The following is a 17,467-nucleotide window of genomic DNA, read 5'->3' on the forward strand; positions in this document are numbered from 1 at the left end:
GTGGGTAAGCTCGTCAACAGCTTGGTGCCACTTATTGGTCAGTTAGTAACCTGCGGCTGCAATGGTGAACCCTGCAGTCCAAGCTGAACGAATATCGAACTCGCATCGGATTATTTTACTCCAACTAAAATTATTGGAGGATACAATTTATGTCTCGTTATACAGGTCCAAGTTGGAAAGTTTCCCGTCGTTTGGGAATGTCCCTTTCAGGTACTGGTAAAGAATTAGCTCGTCGCCCTTACGCTCCTGGTGATCATGGCCAAGGTCGTCGCGGTAAGCTTTCAGAATACGGTACCCAATTACGCGAAAAGCAAAAGTTACGGATGATGTACGGTTTAAGCGAACGTCAATTCTCTAACTTATTCATCAAAGCTGGTAAGATTCGCGAAGGTAAGCATGGTGTTAACTTCATGATCTTACTCGAACGTCGTTTGGACAACATGGTTTACCGTTTAGGTTTGGCTACGACTCGTCGTCAAGCTCGTCAATTAGTAAACCATGGTCACATCACTGTTGATGGCAAACGCGTTGACATCCCTTCATACGAAGTTGGTGTTGGCCAAGTTATCTCAGTTCGTGAAAAGTCTAAGAAGTTGGTTGTTATCACCGGCGCTGTTGAAGCCGTTGTTTCACGCCCTAACTTCGTACAATTCGACGCTGACAAGCTCGAAGGTTCATTAACTCGTTTACCAGAACGTGAAGAACTTGAAGCAGACATCGACGAATCACTTATCGTTGAATACTACAACAAACTTTAATTTCCGGTTGCACGGTTATCAAAAGCACATCACTTCGGTGGTGTGCTTTTTCTTTTGGGTTTGTGGTTGTGTGGCCGCTGCTCGGACGTTGGTCAACCGCTGTGAGGCAGACCTCGAGCCAAAGTACGGTCTCGAGGGCGCTTTTCCGCCGGGCCACACCCCACTGCCCGTCACAAAAGTCGGCCCCAACGATTCACCGGCCCACCCCGCCGGCCAATCGTTGCGACACGGCGGTCGACCAACGTCCGAGCAGCTAACAAACTTTAAAGTAAAATTGGCCACTAAAATACCCACCTTCAGTTGAGAATTGCTGAAAGTGGGTATTTTAGTTCTTGATGAGAGCTGTCATTACTTAATGTAGTGCTAGATGTTTGGTCAAGGCTTGATAAATTGGCATCAGTGTTGTGAATGTTTCATTGATATACGCGTGTTGCGCTGCTTCATCCCTCAATAAATCGGAATCAGGTTCAATGGCACGACCTAATACGAGTTCGCTATGCTTGTATTGGCCAAACTTTTTCACGGCCGCCGCGATGTTTGCGGCCGTGGCGGGATTCATTTTGGCACTGCTGTGATCGTTGCTGATTAAATAATCACTCGGTAACTTCGCCAAAGCCGTCGCCAGTTGTTCGGCCGTAACGCCAGCTTGCACGCTTGCCTTGCTTTCATCCAAAATATCAAAGTAAATAAATAACCGTTCCGGCCAAAAACCGAGCTCAAAATGCGGTAACGCTTTGTAGCTCCGTTTATTCTCACTAAAAGCAACCCACGTATCGACCGGCGGATTCTTGAACCGGCGCAAGTGCTTGGCAATGTGCGGATAAAACACCGCATCGTCGCCACTCGCAGTTGCCAAAGTAGCTAATACGGTTGGGGTGATTGCTTCGAACTTCGGATCAATCACTGTTTTAATTAAGTTCATCCGGCCTGGTAAAGTTGGTTCGTCAAAAATTTCAAAATCAGATTTTGTAAACATCCTCGTCACCACTCGTTTCAACATAATTACTTCTTCAAATTCAGTATAGCTTGAATTCACCTTCAACACCACTAACGCAATCAGGGAAAATCTCACGCGGAATGGTAACTAACCAAACTAGCCGCTAGCCCAGCATGGGTGCGCCGTGTCGCAATCCCAACTGGGTGGGCTTCCCATTTGGGATTGGGGGCGTGTTACGTGACTGACAATGATTTTTAGTCAGGCTCGTCACCGCCCTGGCGACCACCCTTTGGCGCCAGGGCTCCCCCACGGCACACCCATGCTGGGCTAGCGGCGGCAACCAACTCTGACCCGTTTATTAGCTGTTTTAGCCTTTCTCAGCAGAACATGCTACAATGATGATTAATCGATGAGAAAGGATGTTCAACTATGGCTGACACAGAAAACCAAGCGGCCGATCGTTTACAGACCGCAATGCACGGGACGCCGCAATTGCATCCCGATGAACAACACCGGTATTTAGGCACGTTCCGGGAGCGCGTGGCCGTGGGCGTCACCGTTTATCAAATCAAGCGGTATGACTACGTTGACCAACTCAACCGCGCCTTTGCCGACTATCCAGACTTTCGACTGCTCATTAACGGTAACTTGGATGAAGACATCTTAGGACCGTACATGAAAGCCGTGGCACAAGCTGGAGTGGCCTTTACGTTAAAAACAGACAGCATTTATCATACTGGCGATGACAACTACGCCCTCGTTTTAATGACCGACCATGCCATTAACGAAGACGTGATTGACATTGACCAGCGCTACCCTAAAGCAACTCCCGTTGACGATCAACCTAAAAAGGCCGGCCTATTCGGTAAGTTCAAAAAATTATTCTAACTAAAACAAGTGCGCTGAAGCGAAAAAATCGTTTCAGCGCACTTTTAGTCTTTAAAATAATAAATCCAATAATTGGGACGCGACTGGTTGCGCGTCACCAAACATCGGGAACATGTGCGGATATAAGAATGGCGCGGCATGTACACCTAAATAAACTGCCATTTCAGGATGCTCCGGTGTCAATTCAGCATACAAGTTCGGAATCATCACATCAAAACCAGCGACTTGTAAATTGAGTTCGGCAGCTAATTTTTCCACCGCTTCAATGTACGATTGATGCATGTCTTCGGTCGCATCTAACACGTCAGCACCATTGCCAAAGGTGGCATCTTCGCGTAATAAAATTTGCGTGCCCCGACCCACGACGGTATCCAAATCCAAGTGATAAGAATCCAACCGATAACGTTCAATCGTCCCGAGCTTTAATTGGGACTGTGGGTATTTGAACGCCGGCCCGCGTAAAGCCCGGTGATTCTTGTTGTCGAGCAACGTTTGGACTGTCGACCGACCATCACCCACAATGTTGGCGGGAATACGTTCGACGATTGCCCGGACTTTACCGCCGAGAACTAAGAACCGGTAGCTGGACGCCACGATAAGTTCTTCAGCCATAATCGCCGGCGCTTGTTCGAACAACTGCCGGACCACGCGTTCAAATAACGCTCGTTGTGGCATAATTCGAAACGCCACGACCGCATGACTGCGGTCCGTCGCCTTAAGGGCAATCCCACCGGCGGCGACGTAGCGGTCATAATCATCAATCAATTGATTGGCCGAATGATACGTTTGCGAAGCGGGAACTTGCACCCCATGTTCCGCTAAAACTTGCTTAGCAGCGACTTTATTTTGTAAAACGGTCGTCAAGGCTTGCGGATTCAAATCCGTCCCACTGCCATCGACGACTAGTTGCGCGCGGTCACCATGCGTCAGCCGTAAAATATTCGTATCGGCGGCCACTTGATCAACTTTGATACCGCGTGCCAGGGCCGCGGTCGCTAAGAGCTGACTCGACAAATCTACTTGTTCAAATCCCGGCAGCTTGAACGGTTCCGCTTGGGCAGCCGTTTGGAACGTGGCCGCTTGGTGGTTCGCCCACGCTAACGCATCGGTTTTAGCAGCCACTTGCGCGCTCAAAGTTTGTTGGTGGTCAGCCACCCGCTTTTTCAAATGGTCAAGTAACACTAAGTCACTCGCCGGTAACTGATGCGCCGCGGCGAAGTCCCGTAACGCGTCTAACACTTGCAACGCTGGTTGGGCTTGCGCACTCGGCTGTGTCGGATCTTCCGTCGTGACTTGGGCGGTTAATTGGTCGGCTTGGGCACTAACTTTGGGAACCATCGTTGCTGGTAAAGCTGGCATCATTACAAAGTAACTTGCCAATAACCGTAAGAATTCCACCGCGTTTTGGTCGACCCCGGTAGCGGTAGTTGGGTCTAAATCTAACCCCCGAAATTCCAAATAATAAACACCTTGACGCGCTAACGTGGTCAATTGACCAGTGCTTCGGAACCGGACTGGCCCATCGAAGTCACTAATACTTAGCAAGCTTTTTTGCCGGACATCGGCTTGTAATTTCGTCACGTAACGGTCAATGGTCGTATAGTCCCCCACAACTTGGCTATACCGCCCGGCCGGACCATGCACACTACTGCGTTGCGCCGGTGTTTTATCGGTAATTTGTAACGTCGGGGTCGCCCCAAATAAGTATTGGATTAACCAATTCATCCGGACAAACCCTTGAGCAGCCTTCAAATAGATGGCATTGCGAAATTCCACATAACTCGAATATTGTTGGTGGAACGTTTCCGTATATAAACGAGTAAATAATTGTTCATTAAAACTCAAATTAACATGAACGCCAGTCGTCATTAATTTGGTTATATCATACTTTTTAGCTTGTTGTTGTCGCCGCTTAAAGCCAAGTTCATCGGCTTCGGCTAACGGAATCTTGGTTAAATCATCCGGCAACACGGGCGTACTCGACAACGGCCACAAGTATTCATCCGCTGCGAGTTGCCGCCGGACCGTCGTGTTGAGTCCCGTCAAATAAGCCATCAACTGGCTGACATCATTCATCGCCGGCGTCGTCATTTTTAATTGAGTTTGGGCGAACGCATTATGAATTTGTCGATTTTGCCGTTGGTCGCCAAAAATCGCGGGATACGGTTGCGTCGACAATTCACCGTGGCCATTCACCCGCTGCATCGTCACTTCCAAGCCCATATTTGAATGACTAACGAGTGGCACTAAATGGTACTGTTCAATCGCTTTACCGACTGCATCTAATTCCATAATCTATCCATCCTTATCATTTTCATTATTATTTATCTATTATACCCCGGTCACGGTCAAACCGGATTATACAATTTCAATCCGCTTCAATGCTATAATAGTTGCAACTAGTTTTGCAAGCGGAGGAGGATATTTTCATGCAACAACCACTAGCCTTTCGCATGCGGCCCCAAACCATCGAAGAAGTTGTCGGTCAAGACCATTTAGTGGGCACCGGCAAAATCATCGCCCGCATGGTGAAAGCTAAACGCCTATCATCAATGATTTTATATGGCCCACCAGGTACTGGTAAAACCAGTATCGCCAGTGCGATTGCCGGTTCAACCAAGTATGCCTTTCGTATGCTCAATGCGGCCACTGATAGTAAGAAACAATTACAGATTGTCGCCGAAGAAGCCAAGATGAGTGGCACCGTCATTTTATTATTAGACGAAATTCATCGTTTAGATAAAACTAAACAAGACTTCTTGTTGCCCCACCTCGAAAGTGGCCGCATTATTTTGATTGGGGCGACCACTGAAAATCCGTACATCAGTATCAATCCAGCCATCCGGAGTCGGACCCAGATTTTTCAAGTCTTTCCGTTACAACCGGCTGATATCGAAATTGCGGTCAAACGCGCTTTGAGTGATGAGACCCGCGGACTAGGTAAGTATCATGTCGACTTGGAACCCGCAGCGTTGCATCATTTATGTACCGCGACGAATGGTGACTTACGGAGTGCCTTGAATGGGCTGGAACTAGCCGTTTTATCGACGGTCACACCTGATGATGACCACGTGACGATTACCCAAGCGATTATTGAAGAATGCTTACAAAAAAAGGCCTTATCCGCTGACAAAGATGGTGACGCCCACTATGACGTCATTTCGGCCTTTCAAAAATCGATTCGTGGTTCCGATGCCAATGCCGCCTTACACTACATGGCGCGCCTCGTAGAAGCTGGCGACTTAAAAAGTATCATGCGCCGCTTGTTAGTAATTGCCTACGAAGATGTCGGCCTGGCCAATCCCCCGGCTTGTACTCATGCCGTGGCGGCGGTCCAAGCCGCTGATCAACTGGGGCTACCGGAAGCACGGATTCCGCTGGCCAATGCGGTTATCGAACTGGCCCTATCACCCAAATCCAATTCAGCGATGACGGCGGTGGACGGTGCCTTAGAAAAAGTTCGAGCAGGCCACTTTGGCGATATTCCGGCCGACTTAAAGGACGCCCACTATGCCGGAGCCGCCAAGTTAGGCCACGGCGTCGGTTACGATTATCCCCATAGCCATCCCGGTGATTGGGTCGCCCAACAATACTTACCCGACCCAATTAAAGGGGCGGAATACTATCAGCCGAAAACGAACGGTCGCTTTGAAACGGCCCTCGGTGAACAATATAAAAAATTATTAAAAGCCAATTCACGAAACCGCTAACAATGCGGTGGTTGTGACAATCATTGCAACTTTTATTTTAATATGCTAGACTAAGAGTCGAAATTACTAAGGTGTGCGCATTGCTCTAAACAAAGTGTTGCCGAACAATTAATACTACTTTGGGGCTGGTCGATGGTAGTTATCATAACATGCCTTATCATTTGGTAGTTAGAAAGCTATACAGCTGGCCCCACCTGCCTTGAAGCGGGTCAATACTGAAGGGCGATTAACGGCACCACTAGTTTTTCCGGAAGCTTGCTTCCGTGAGTCAGACTCCGGTCTGGCTCTTTTTTTGTCAGTGAATCACCCTTCATTGATCAGTTGACTGTGGTAAAATAAGCAAGTTATTTCATTGAATCGGAGGAACCACTCGTGATCACTTTACTATTGGTTGTTTACACTTTAATCGCGGCTTTTTTAGCCTATTATTTATTATCCCACCAAAATCGCCCCTTCTTAACTTTTGATCCAACTGAAAAGCCCAGTGTCCACCACGCCGCACAATATGGCGGTTGGTTAATGGCAGTGGTCGCCGTTGCCAGCGTCGTCACTATTTTTGTGCAAAGTACGGCGCTCATTGCAATTGTCCTGGCTAGCGGGTGTTTGATAATGATGGCTGTGGGTATGTTGCTGATGTCTTTTATGTAAATTGGGAGAAAACGCTTTTTATTTTTTACGAAAACCTTTACAATATAAGTATAAAGTATTGAGGGGTGAGAATGATGTTACAACAATACCAACACATCTTAGTTCCCGTTGACGGTTCTTACGAAGCGGAATTAGCATTTAAAAAAGCGGTTGCCGTGGCGAAACGGAATGGCCCTAAGGCTTCCGTTCACATGGTTCACGTCGTGGATACCCGCGCGTTCCAAAACATTTCTAGTTTTGATACGACGATGGTCGAACAAGTGACCGACACCGCCCAAAAGACTTTAGACAAATATGTCGCTGAAGCCAAGGCGGAAGGTTTGGACAATGTCGACTATTCCATCGAATATGGCGCACCCAAGACGATTATCGCCCGCGATGTGCCGAAAGATTTAGGCATCGACTTAATCATGATTGGAGCGACTGGTTTAAACGCCGTCGAACGCCTCTTGATTGGGTCAGTGACGGAATACGTTACCCGCATGGCGGTTTGTGACGTCTTAGTCGTTCGGACTGATTTGGAAAACAAACCAGCACCTAAACCAAAGAAAAAATAATGAACTTAGCCGGTAAAAAAATAATCACCAGTCCAATTGTGGGCTGGTGATTATTTTTTTACGGCTGACTTAGATAACAGTTAGCACCAATTGTTCAGCAATCAGATTGAAACTAGCTCATACCTGCACCGCTAACAATTCTTGCTCATAGCTGATTATCATTACCAATGAACGTCATTCACATACCTTCACATCAATAGTGATTACAACTACTAAATTGTAATTGCACGCTTCTTAAGCAAATTCCACCTAGTGTAGACTGGATTATTTTTTAGTTTACGCCACGGACGTCTTTTGAGACCTGGGGTTTGGGCTCAAAAGCGAGGTCCAAGACCGCTTCTCAGGCTTGGACCGGTCCCAGGACGACGGCATTACGGTCAGCCAATTGCGGCAATAACCAACGTCACACTATCAGCTTTTAGCAAGTAGCGTCGTATATAACGAATTTCCTAATTGGTTCATCGCCTTGGTCTGCGCGCTGGCTTGCCCATTTTCGCCAAGCATCACGACGACAAACGCACCGTAATTATTTTTGATAATGGCGGCATCGTTTTTGACGCCATAAGCGGTATACGCCCCGTCAAATTGTAGACTTGGGCTTCACTCGGTAAGCTGTGTGGCAACATCGTGTGGTCAGTGTTTTTTGCTAAGATATCCAACATCGCGGCATCTTCCGTCGCATCGATTAATTGGTGATTATACATTTTTTTCAAAACTTTAGCGACATCGCCCGCGGACGTGTAATTATCCTTACCCGCTTGCAACGCGCTGGTGTCCATTAATTTACGGGCTAAGACCCGTATGCGTGAGGCCTAATCGTTTAATTTCAGCGTTAACGACCGCAATACCGCCAACTTTGTTAATCATAATATTAGCCGCGGTATTGTCGCTATCGGTAATCATCCGATTCAAGACTTGTTGATACGAGAAGGCGGTCCCGTTGGGGAGTGACTGCATGTTCCCAGTCCCGCCGACCTTGTCGCTAGCTTGGAGTAAATAAGTATCGCCAAGATTCAGCGTCCCCGCTTTAACTTGTTGATAGGCGGTTATCATAATAAACAATTCAATCAGACTAGCCGCCCGTTGCTTCGTATTATTTTCCACGACCTTGGCGGAACTGTCGACGGACAACACCGCCACTGAACTCTTACCACTCAATCCAGCTAAGTTAGTCGTCACAACTTTTTGCACGGTCTGTGTCGGCCATGCATCGGCTTTGCTAGTGGAACTTGTCGATGAGCTCGCCGCTGTCGACGAGCTCGCCGTCGAAATACTCGATGATGGTTGCATCAAACGTGCGGCAATCAACGCCCCACTGACCAACAGTAAAATAATTCCCGCTAATAACCACGGAATCGATTGGCGACTCTTCGCGCCTAATCGCCGCCGCGCCACGCGCGAATGCGTGGGAGCCGGGCGCGCACGGGTCGCCGTAGCGGCTGGCTTGGGCGCGACCGTTTTTTTCTTGGCGGCCGCTTGACTAGCAGGTTCCGCTTTAGAATTGCGTTGCAAGGCTGACCGGCTCGTCACCAAGCTATGCCCGCAATTCTCACAAAAGTTGGCCTCAGCGGGATTTTTCGTACCGCAATATTTACAAAACATCTAATTAATCCCTCCATCTGGGCAAATTATACCGATAATCCGACCGTCATCGCAACCACCACGCTTACTTTCAAGGTAGACAAAACCGCCTACAGCTAAGCTGCAAGCGGTTTTGGCCGAAAAACTAAGCTTCATGGGCCACTTGTAATGGCGCGATATGATACTCAGCCATTTCTTTCGTAATTTGCGCCGTTAATTGGTCATTATGCGTTACAAGACTCAACGCATACGCCACGTAGTAATGGTCGTGTGCGGACTGAACATTGTTTAAAACAACTTCATTTGCGGCTTTTTGCGCATATAGCCGATCTAATAAGTACAATGATTGACTCTCTTGTGCTTTCTTCAATGCTAAGTCGATTAATTCCAACGCTTCTTCTGGGAAATTAATCTTGGCATAAAGTTGCGCCGCTGAGGCATAAATCAAAATTTCATTTTGTAAATAATCGTCGTCGCCAATCGGCATCGCTTGGGCGTCCATCGTATGCAACGTGGCGACCGCTTGCTTCACGAAAATCTCCGCTTTATCAAACGATTGCTTACGTTCATACGCTAACCCGGTGCCCAAGGTTGCCAAAATAGCGAACATATCATGGCTAGATTTAACGAACTGATTTAATAACATCCCAAAGTTAAAAATCGCTTCATCGGGATTGTTGTTAAGTACTAATTGCAAATAACCTTCGTAGTAATAATATTGTTTCTTGTCGTTGTTACTCCGTAATTGCTTCGGTCGAATCTTGGTGAAGATTTCATTCGCCGCGGCGAGATCGGAATGTCGAATCAACGAATCAATTTTTTTGAAAGTCCGATATAACTGGTCGTCATTTTCAACAATTACTTCGGATAAACGAATTCCTAATCGATTACAAATCTTCATCATAATTTTCATACTAGGAATCTTGCTCTTCTTTTCAATCAAACTAATCGTGGCTTGCGTACAAATCCCCTCAGCCAGTTCCTTTTGCGACATGCCTTTCCGTTTCCGGAATTGACGGACTTTCTCTCCCAATATTCTCATTGTAAACCCCTCTTTTGTTTATTGCCTGAAGCCTAACTCTAATTGATCACCAGTTAGCACGACCCCACTCGCACGCTAACCGTCGCTTGCACCAAATCAATCCTCAAGGAGCATTCTCAAAATAACTTGTTACCGTTATTGATAAATTGGACAATACCAATTACGCATATTATTATATTCAGATTACACATAATACGCAAGAAATAAGAGTAATTCTTATTTAATATTAAGTTATATCATGCTTTATAGTAATGGTCACTTATTAATTATCCAGAGCGCTGATTAGTTATCACAACTATGTTACAGCGTTTTGACCGATTTGAAATCAGCGTGAAATTAGGAATTTTTTGATGAAAAAGCGCTTCATTTACGTCAAGTATTTTCACTTGTAAAGACACCCCACGCCTAATTTTAGACCAATTCACTCTCATTTTTCTCACACTGAATCATAATAAACCAATTACCCAGTTCAGCAGTTGCCCCGTAACGCGCTGGTTACGATGCGCCTGCAATTGTCGTAATCGTCCCGGATGGTTAGTAATCAGGCCATCCACACCCATCGCACTCAACCGTTGCATCGCGATACGACGATCGACCGTCCATAAATAAACGGCCCGACCACTGCGATGTGCAGCGTTGACTTGTTCAGGTGTCGCGGTCAACGCTTGCAAAGAATAAAAGTCCGCGGCATTAGCCGTAAAATCGGTCAAGTAAAACGGCGTAATATAGCCGACGCGTAACTTAGACGTCCGCTGCTTCAACCGCGCGACCACTTGATAATCTAACGAATGGACGGCACCACCCGTTTTTTCCAACGAAGTAGCATACGCGCTGGCAAATGGCGTCATCAAATCTCCCGCCGAACCTAACGCTTTAATCTCGACTAACAAAGGTTGCTTAACCGCGGTTGCCACTTGTAAGTATTGTTTAAACGTACTCAAGATGCCGTGTTGACCATGTTCATGCAACTTAATGCCATCAATTTGTTGCAGGCGATAATCAGACACCGGCCCGGGCTTATCAGCCAAATTCATCAACGTGGGATCGTGCATGACGACCCAATGATGATCGGCCGTTGGTTGGATGTCCATTTCAACCAGTGCCGGTTGCGTTCGTTTTACGGTCCGTTTCAAGGCCTTAGTCGTATTTTGAACGCCATCGCGACCATTGACCCCCCGATGGGCAATAATGGCCGGAGTCGGGCTTGTCGTTGGTCGTAGCCAGTAGCCAGCAAAACCGACGATGACGATGGCTAAGCCTGACATTAAATATCGGTGATAACGGTGGGGCGCACCGCCGGCTAAGAAGCCTTCGCGTTGTGCAAAGGCCGCCAAGCTAATACACATCCCCCATTGCATGCTGACCATCGCGCCTAACGCCACCCACCAACCGACAGTCGGTTGCCAGGCCGTTACCACCGCGGTGATACTCGTGACGACGCCCATCCAAATCAAGGCGCCTAAGACCCATTGCCAAGCAGCCCATAACCGTCTGACAACGTGCCACCAAGACGTCTGCCACCCCCTCAGCCAAAATGCGCGCCAAGTCGTGGGATGTAAGAGTTGTTGTTTAAAACTTGGTAACCATTTGAAACTCGCTAACCACAATAATCCCCAAACGGGTACCACATATGGTAACCAGTCATAACGTGTCTGAAAAATGGCATTTTGTAAAGGTGCCGGTACTTTAACGCTAACTTGTAACGTGGCTAAATAACCGCCCCACCCCGTTGGCAACCAGATGATTGCCAATAACAATTGTTGCCACCAAATGAGTCGCCACTGCCGAAATGACCAATGCCATTTTGACCCATGTTCGGCGACCGCGGGCAACCACGTACTTAACGCGATTAATCCGAGCAAACTCCACCAGCCACCGATGGTTAACCCTAAAATTTTTACGATCAGGGCGCCCACTAACCCGAGCACCCAATAAATTGCCAGCGGACCTTGTAATTGTCGCTGACCAGTGATTAAAAACTGTTTTCCCCGTGCCAACACGAAGCCTGCACCCCCTAACAAAAAAATGGTTGGAATGAAAGTTACTTCATCCCAACCACCATGCGGTTACGCGTTATTCAGCATCTAATGAAACGAACGCGAAACTAATTTCTGATTGTCGTTTGAATTCGTCAAACCCTAATTGAATCAATTGGTCGATCAATTCAGTATAACTAATCCCGGAAACTTCCCAAAGCTTAGGATATAAACTAATGTTTGTAAACCCAGGTAAGGTGTTAATTTCACCCAAGTATGGTTCGCCATCTTCAGAAACTAAGAAGTCAACCCGCGCCATGCCCTTTAAACCGAGCGCTTTGAAGGCGCCTAACGACATGTCTTGAATCCGTTTCGTTAAATCAGCTGGCAAATCAACGGGTAATTCAAAGGCGACGCCACTCGCATCAACGAACTTGTTGTTGTAGTCGTAGAACGTGTCCGTCTTTGGAACATCGATGGCCCCTAATTTAGAAGCTTTCGCATCTTCGTTACCTAAGATTGAGCATTCCACTTCCCGCGGATTGTCGATGGATTCTTCAACTAAGATTTTGTAATCATATTTGAAAGCATCGGCTAAACCGTCAACATATTCTTGTTCGTTTTCAGCTTTGTGAATCCCGACTGAGGAGCCTTGATTGGCTGGCTTAATGAACAAATGCGCCCCGAGCTTTTCGGTCAAAGCAGCATAAGTCATTTCAGCGCGGTTTTCGGGCGTAACTACGACATATTTCGTATTTTGAATATGGTGATGTGTCAAAATTTGCTTGGTGATGTCCTTATCAAAACTAGCAGCTGATGCTAACACACCACTACCAACATAAGGTTTCTTCAATAATTTGAATAAGCCTTGTAAGGTCCCATCTTCGCCTAAGTTCCCATGCACAACGGGATAGAAGATATCAATATCCTTGGCGGCAGCCAAATTCTTGATTGGCGCCAATGGATCACTCATATCCAACTTGGGCAGTTCTTCAGCAACGACTTTATCTTCAGGTTCGCCAGCAAAAATGCGCCGCGTCGCTGCGTCACTCATGACGATTCCGTCCTTAGTTAATAAGAACAAGTCGATATCATATTTGTCTTTGTCCATGGCATCATAAATGTTATGGGCAGAACGCTTCGAAACATCATGTTCAGAAGAGTTCCCACCAAACAATAAGCCAACGTGGATCTTTTTTTGTGTGTCCATTATTAAGTTCATCCTATCAAGATTTATTTCATATTACGGCTTCTCTAATTCTACAATATCTCATCCCAATTGAAAACACATTTGCACATTATTTCGCATCAAACGGCGCAGTTAACACTAATTTACCAAGCATCCGACCACTTTCAACCGTCGCATGCGCCTGTTTTAAGGTCGCGGCACTAATGCCTTGCAGCACTTGTTTCGTCGTTGCCTGCAAAATTCCGGCGTCGGCCAACGCCGCTAATTTGGCTAAAATGACGCCTTGCGACCCCATCGTAGAGACTTGATAATTCGCCTTGGTAAACATGAACTCCCAAGCAAAATTCAAACTTTTCGGCTTCAACAGATCCATTGGTAATGGCTGGCTGTTCGTCACGACCGCCACAATCGTACCGAGTGGTTGAATCAGGGGCGTCACTAATGGCAAGTAGTAATCCGTGGAGTGTAACAAAACCACACTATCGACCGCCGCTAACCCGGTTGCTTGTAATTGGGGTTCCAGTTCGCGATGATAATCTAAGACATAATCCGCACCTAATTGTTTGACCCACGCCGTCGTGGTTGCTTGCCCGGCCGTCGTGACGACGGTCAAACCGGCCCACTTCGCCAATTGAATGGCCACTGAGCCGACGCCACCAGCGCCATTAACGATTAAAACTGAATGACCTTGGTTGGCATCCTTCGCCGCTGTCCAGCCACATTTTTCAAATAAAGCTTCCCAGGCCGTCAGACCGGTCAGTGGTAAGCCGGCTGAGGCGGTTAGCGGCCATTTTTTCGGGGCTAACGCGACTAACCGTTCATCGACTAATTGATATTCAGCGTCGCTCCCAGGCCGATTCACGTCACCGGCATAATAAACGCGGTCATCAGTCATCACACTCGTCACTAATTCACCGACCGCCAACACTTTGCCAACCGCGTCAAAGCCCAAAATTCGCGGTGTATCTGTCCGTGGTTGCGCTTGGCGTTGCTTCGTATCAATCGGATTGACCGACACTGCTTGTACCGCCACTAAAATATCGCGGCCAGTTGGTTGTGGCACATCAATTTGCACATCTTGAAAACTGTCAGGATCATCAATCGGTAATCCCGTATATAAGCCCACTGCTTTTGCTTGCATCTACCAACAACTCCTTGTCTAACCTAGAAATTCTAACTCATCATCTAAATAGTCCACGATGGCCGTCGGAAAGTCATCGTGTAATGCCATCGCTTCTAACAAGTGATTGCGATTGAAGACTCGGGTCCATGCTTCGGCCGAAGCCGGGGCTGGTTGCGAGACTAACGTTTGATGCCACCGTTTTAAGGCCCGTAAAACATAATCCGTATATAACTCATCTTTATCCGTAATTAACGCTAAATACGACGATAACCGTTCCGGTTCACCAAAACTCAATGGCGTTGCTAAGCGTTGATAACGTTCAATCACGGCAGCAAGCATCATCAATTTATCGGCCCGTGCTAACCGGGGTTCATCGGCTAATTCATCCAACAAGTTACCAATATGCGTATAAGCATGCGCCCAACCTTGGTCACCCACAAAGCCGCGGGTATCGCGTTCTAACAGCAAGTAGACCGTAAACTGTTGGACCACTTGTTCCAAGCGCGCCGACGTTAAGAACGTGATGCCGGCGTGATCCGCATAAATTAACACCGATAAAATTAAGACACTAAATGACCGCCGATAGACCGCGTCATTTTCCGGTTCATCGATGTGACTAAATAACTGGTCATCACGAACCAGCGTATCAAAAATCAAGCCGAGTTGGTCAGCCGTCAAAATTTGTTGTTGTAACGCTTCATTCAACAAGTAATAACAACCGCGGTCGCGAATCATCGGGTTCAACGAACCGAGTTGCGGTAATAACCGTTTAAGTTGGTCATCGCTAATCGCCGTCAAACTCCCATCATCCAAGCCGCTATGTAATTGTTGAAGTAAGTCGGTCACAGTCTCATCAGCCGTGGGCGGCGTTACCGCCGTCGCGGGTTCGACTGGAATTCGGTCAATCAGTTGGCCCACCCGTTGTGGCAAGGATTGATAGAACGCTCCTGCCCGCAACTGTTGGCGCAACTGCAAGACCGCCGCCTGAATCGTTGCTAATTTTTCTTTATCCATAAATAACCTCTAATTACTCAATTTAATACCCATTTTAGCATGTCAGCCGACTTTCTGCCCAGTTTGGACAGTTGTTTTACTGCCTTGCCGCGTTAAGGCTAAACTAGTAAACGGTAATTGCCGCAATTGGCCGACCGTAATTCCATCGTTCTGGGACCGGTCTAAGCCTGAGGAACGGTCTTAGACCTCGCTTTTGAGCCCACAAACCAGGTCTCAAAAGACGTCCGTGGTGTAAACGGCCAAAAAACGCCCGTTAACGCCACTTTCAGAACGATTCCATTACGGTCAGCCAATTGCTAATTTCAGCTCAGTTTCAAAACAATATTAAGTATATGGAATTGTGGCTGAATATTTTCGATTGCAGTTAGTCTAATCAAAAATAGCTGTCAATAACTGGCTTTAAGAAAGAACCTCCAAAAACATCGGTGGCGTTCATTATCGCTGACGCCTTAACTCATGTCCAAACCAGACACTATCAGCTATCCACGAAATAAACACGCGACAACATACCAATACGCATAACAACATCAATCTATAAATTAGCATCAATTTAGCGGCCAGCTGACCGTCATGGCATCTCGCCGTTAAAGTGGTGTTAGCGGGACACGGGCTACGTCACGCTTACACCACGGACGTCTTTGAAGACGCGGTTTTCGGCTTCAAAGCGAGGTGGCAGACCGCACTTTGGCTGCCACCGGTCCCCACGGCAGATGCCATGACGGTCAGCCGGCCGCGGCATTAAACACGAAAAAAAATCTGACCCCGATAATAGGTGGCCAGATTTTTTTGCTAGACGGCTTAATTATTTAACAGCGTCTGGTTGTGGTAATACGTCAACTTTGGATTTGATGAATTCAGCAGATGACTTCAGTGAAGCTTGTTCATCGGCAGTTAAGTCTAAGTGGATTAAGGATTCAATCCCATTTTTGCCAATCACGGCCGGCATCCCAACGTAAGTCCCAAATTGTGGATCAAACGCGGATACCGGACACGCTAACTTGGCATCGGCACTAACCGCTTGCGCTAATCGAACCCCACAAGTTGCAATCGCGAAGTTCGTGTAGTGCTTACCTTCCATGACCGCAAAGGCCCCTTGGCGCGCATCTTCTTCTAATTGCTTTAAGTCTAACCCGTCAAAATTCTTGATAGGTTGACCATTGACACTGACCGTTGACCAAGCGACGAATTGGGAGTTCCCATGTTCGCCGTAAACGTAACCCGCCACATTTTTACCGTTCGTTTGGGTTGCTTGACCCACATATTTTTGCATCCGGGCCGTGTCCAAGAACGTCCCCGTCCCAAAGACACGGTTGCGTGGAAAACCAGTCATCCGTTGCAAGTAATCGGTCATGACATCACAAGGATTCATAATATCAATCAAAATCCCTTTGAAACCAGACGCGACGATTTTAGGCGCGATGTCGCGCACAATCGCTTGATTAGAGTCGTATTCACCAAAACGACCTTTGGAACTATTCATGTCGATGGCTTTGATGTTCCCAGAAGCCACAATCAACACTTCGGCGTCAGCTAAGGCTGAGTAGTCATTCAAAATAATTTTCGTCGTCGATGCTAACCGTGGCGAGGCATCGTCTAAGTCTAATTTTTGCGCTTGAGCCAACTTTTCATCATGATCAATCAAAACTAATTCATCAACGATACCTTGTTGCACTAAAGTATAGGCAACCGTTGCCCCAACTTGGCCTAAGCCAATCACACCATATTTACGCATATTTCGAACTCCATTCTGCAATTTATTTACTAGTTTTAGCGTACCTTGCAGGCCTTTTAAAGTCAAGCGGGGCCTGGTCTAATGCGATTCTAATCTTTGATGACGATTCTAAATTTTCAGTTGGTATTAACCTTGTTATTTAACCACTTTTGGTTAGTTTGATTTAGGTTCGTCAATGGGTGGCTTTTTTCATTTTCACCGCTTTAACAAAAAATAACTTTTAGGTTGCAGCACCCACATTAAGTGGGCCTTTCCATACATTGGTGAATCTACAACTAGCATACCCGACCAACCAAGTCACTGATAGACCAA

At 46.9% G+C, this 17,467-nt stretch carries 15 protein-coding genes and 1 pseudogene; 5 read left to right on the forward strand and 11 right to left on the reverse strand.

The features are described 5' to 3' along the window. Nucleotides 1-149: 149 nt before the first annotated feature. Nucleotides 150-758 carry a 30S ribosomal protein S4 gene (rpsD, locus tag DY78_RS15295; protein WP_024625247.1) on the forward strand — a complete coding sequence of 203 codons (609 nt, stop codon included), beginning with the start codon at nucleotides 150-152 and terminating at the stop codon, nucleotides 756-758. A gap of 352 nt (nucleotides 759-1,110) precedes the next feature. Here the strand turns inward: rpsD and DY78_RS15305 are convergent, their stop codons facing one another. Beyond that, complete coding sequence (locus tag DY78_RS15305; protein ID WP_024625245.1) at nucleotides 1,111-1,734, reverse strand: DUF1054 family protein; 624 nt, start codon at nucleotides 1,732-1,734, stop codon at nucleotides 1,111-1,113. Nucleotides 1,735-2,124: 390 nt separating this feature from the next. Here DY78_RS15305 and DY78_RS15310 point away from each other — a divergent pair, with 390 nt between their 5' ends. Further along, entirely contained in the window at nucleotides 2,125-2,583 is a 459-nt protein-coding gene (locus DY78_RS15310; RefSeq protein ID WP_024625244.1) for a YueI family protein, read from the forward strand. Nucleotides 2,584-2,634: 51 nt separating this feature from the next. On the opposite strand, the gene gshAB is transcribed toward DY78_RS15310, so the two are convergent. After that, nucleotides 2,635-4,875: a bifunctional glutamate--cysteine ligase GshA/glutathione synthetase GshB gene (gshAB, locus tag DY78_RS15315; protein WP_024625243.1), complete on the reverse strand. Its 2,241-nt coding sequence runs from the start codon at nucleotides 4,873-4,875 to the stop codon at nucleotides 2,635-2,637. Nucleotides 4,876-5,012: 137 nt separating this feature from the next. Here gshAB and DY78_RS15320 point away from each other — a divergent pair, with 137 nt between their 5' ends. The 3 genes from DY78_RS15320 to DY78_RS15330 all read left to right on the forward strand — a co-directional run bounded on the left by DY78_RS15320 (nucleotide 5,013) and on the right by DY78_RS15330 (nucleotide 7,498). Continuing rightward, nucleotides 5,013-6,293, forward strand: coding sequence for a replication-associated recombination protein A (locus DY78_RS15320; protein ID WP_024625242.1), 1,281 nt, complete (start codon nucleotides 5,013-5,015; stop codon nucleotides 6,291-6,293). A gap of 372 nt (nucleotides 6,294-6,665) precedes the next feature. Beyond that, the gene (locus DY78_RS15325; protein ID WP_029779042.1) at nucleotides 6,666-6,941 is read left to right on the forward strand and encodes a photosystem II reaction center protein I; all 276 of its coding nucleotides are present in this window, start codon (nucleotides 6,666-6,668) and stop codon (nucleotides 6,939-6,941) included. A gap of 74 nt (nucleotides 6,942-7,015) precedes the next feature. After that, nucleotides 7,016-7,498 (forward strand): universal stress protein, encoded by a 483-nt coding sequence (locus DY78_RS15330; RefSeq protein WP_024625241.1) that lies wholly within the window; start codon nucleotides 7,016-7,018, stop codon nucleotides 7,496-7,498. Between the two features lie 503 nt (nucleotides 7,499-8,001). On the opposite strand, the gene DY78_RS15335 is transcribed toward DY78_RS15330, so the two are convergent. The 9 genes and pseudogenes from DY78_RS15335 to DY78_RS15370 all read right to left on the reverse strand — a co-directional run bounded on the left by DY78_RS15335 (nucleotide 8,002) and on the right by DY78_RS15370 (nucleotide 17,155). After that, complete coding sequence (locus DY78_RS15335; protein WP_235810688.1) at nucleotides 8,002-8,262, reverse strand: serine hydrolase; 261 nt, start codon at nucleotides 8,260-8,262, stop codon at nucleotides 8,002-8,004. A 19-nt stretch (nucleotides 8,263-8,281) separates the two neighbouring features. Further along, complete coding sequence (locus DY78_RS15340) at nucleotides 8,282-9,028, reverse strand: serine hydrolase (protein WP_235810689.1); 747 nt, start codon at nucleotides 9,026-9,028, stop codon at nucleotides 8,282-8,284. A 6-nt stretch (nucleotides 9,029-9,034) separates the two neighbouring features. Beyond that, nucleotides 9,035-9,100: pseudogene (locus tag DY78_RS16910) on the reverse strand (zinc-ribbon domain-containing protein); the annotation flags it as partial. 124 nt (nucleotides 9,101-9,224) lie between these two features. Beyond that, nucleotides 9,225-10,121 carry a helix-turn-helix domain-containing protein gene (locus DY78_RS15345; RefSeq protein ID WP_024625240.1) on the reverse strand — a complete coding sequence of 299 codons (897 nt, stop codon included), beginning with the start codon at nucleotides 10,119-10,121 and terminating at the stop codon, nucleotides 9,225-9,227. A 446-nt stretch (nucleotides 10,122-10,567) separates the two neighbouring features. Next, the gene (locus DY78_RS15350) at nucleotides 10,568-12,121 is read right to left on the reverse strand and encodes a glycerophosphodiester phosphodiesterase (protein WP_024625239.1); all 1,554 of its coding nucleotides are present in this window, start codon (nucleotides 12,119-12,121) and stop codon (nucleotides 10,568-10,570) included. A gap of 73 nt (nucleotides 12,122-12,194) precedes the next feature. Continuing rightward, a complete protein-coding gene (locus tag DY78_RS15355) occupies nucleotides 12,195-13,307 on the reverse strand; it encodes a D-alanine--D-alanine ligase family protein (RefSeq protein WP_024625238.1) in 1,113 nt (370 codons plus the stop codon). An 88-nt stretch (nucleotides 13,308-13,395) separates the two neighbouring features. After that, nucleotides 13,396-14,427, reverse strand: coding sequence for a zinc-binding alcohol dehydrogenase family protein (locus DY78_RS15360; protein WP_024625237.1), 1,032 nt, complete (start codon nucleotides 14,425-14,427; stop codon nucleotides 13,396-13,398). Between the two features lie 18 nt (nucleotides 14,428-14,445). Next, complete coding sequence (locus DY78_RS15365) at nucleotides 14,446-15,423, reverse strand: DUF2785 domain-containing protein (RefSeq protein ID WP_024625236.1); 978 nt, start codon at nucleotides 15,421-15,423, stop codon at nucleotides 14,446-14,448. 802 nt (nucleotides 15,424-16,225) lie between these two features. Continuing rightward, on the reverse strand, nucleotides 16,226-17,155 hold the full coding sequence (locus DY78_RS15370; RefSeq protein ID WP_024625235.1) for an L-lactate dehydrogenase: 930 nt from the start codon (nucleotides 17,153-17,155) through the stop codon (nucleotides 16,226-16,228). Between the last annotated feature and the right edge of the window lie 312 nt (nucleotides 17,156-17,467).

Source organism: Lactiplantibacillus fabifermentans DSM 21115, from assembly GCF_000498955.2.
GTDB classification, from domain to species: Bacteria; Bacillota; Bacilli; order Lactobacillales; family Lactobacillaceae; genus Lactiplantibacillus; species Lactiplantibacillus fabifermentans.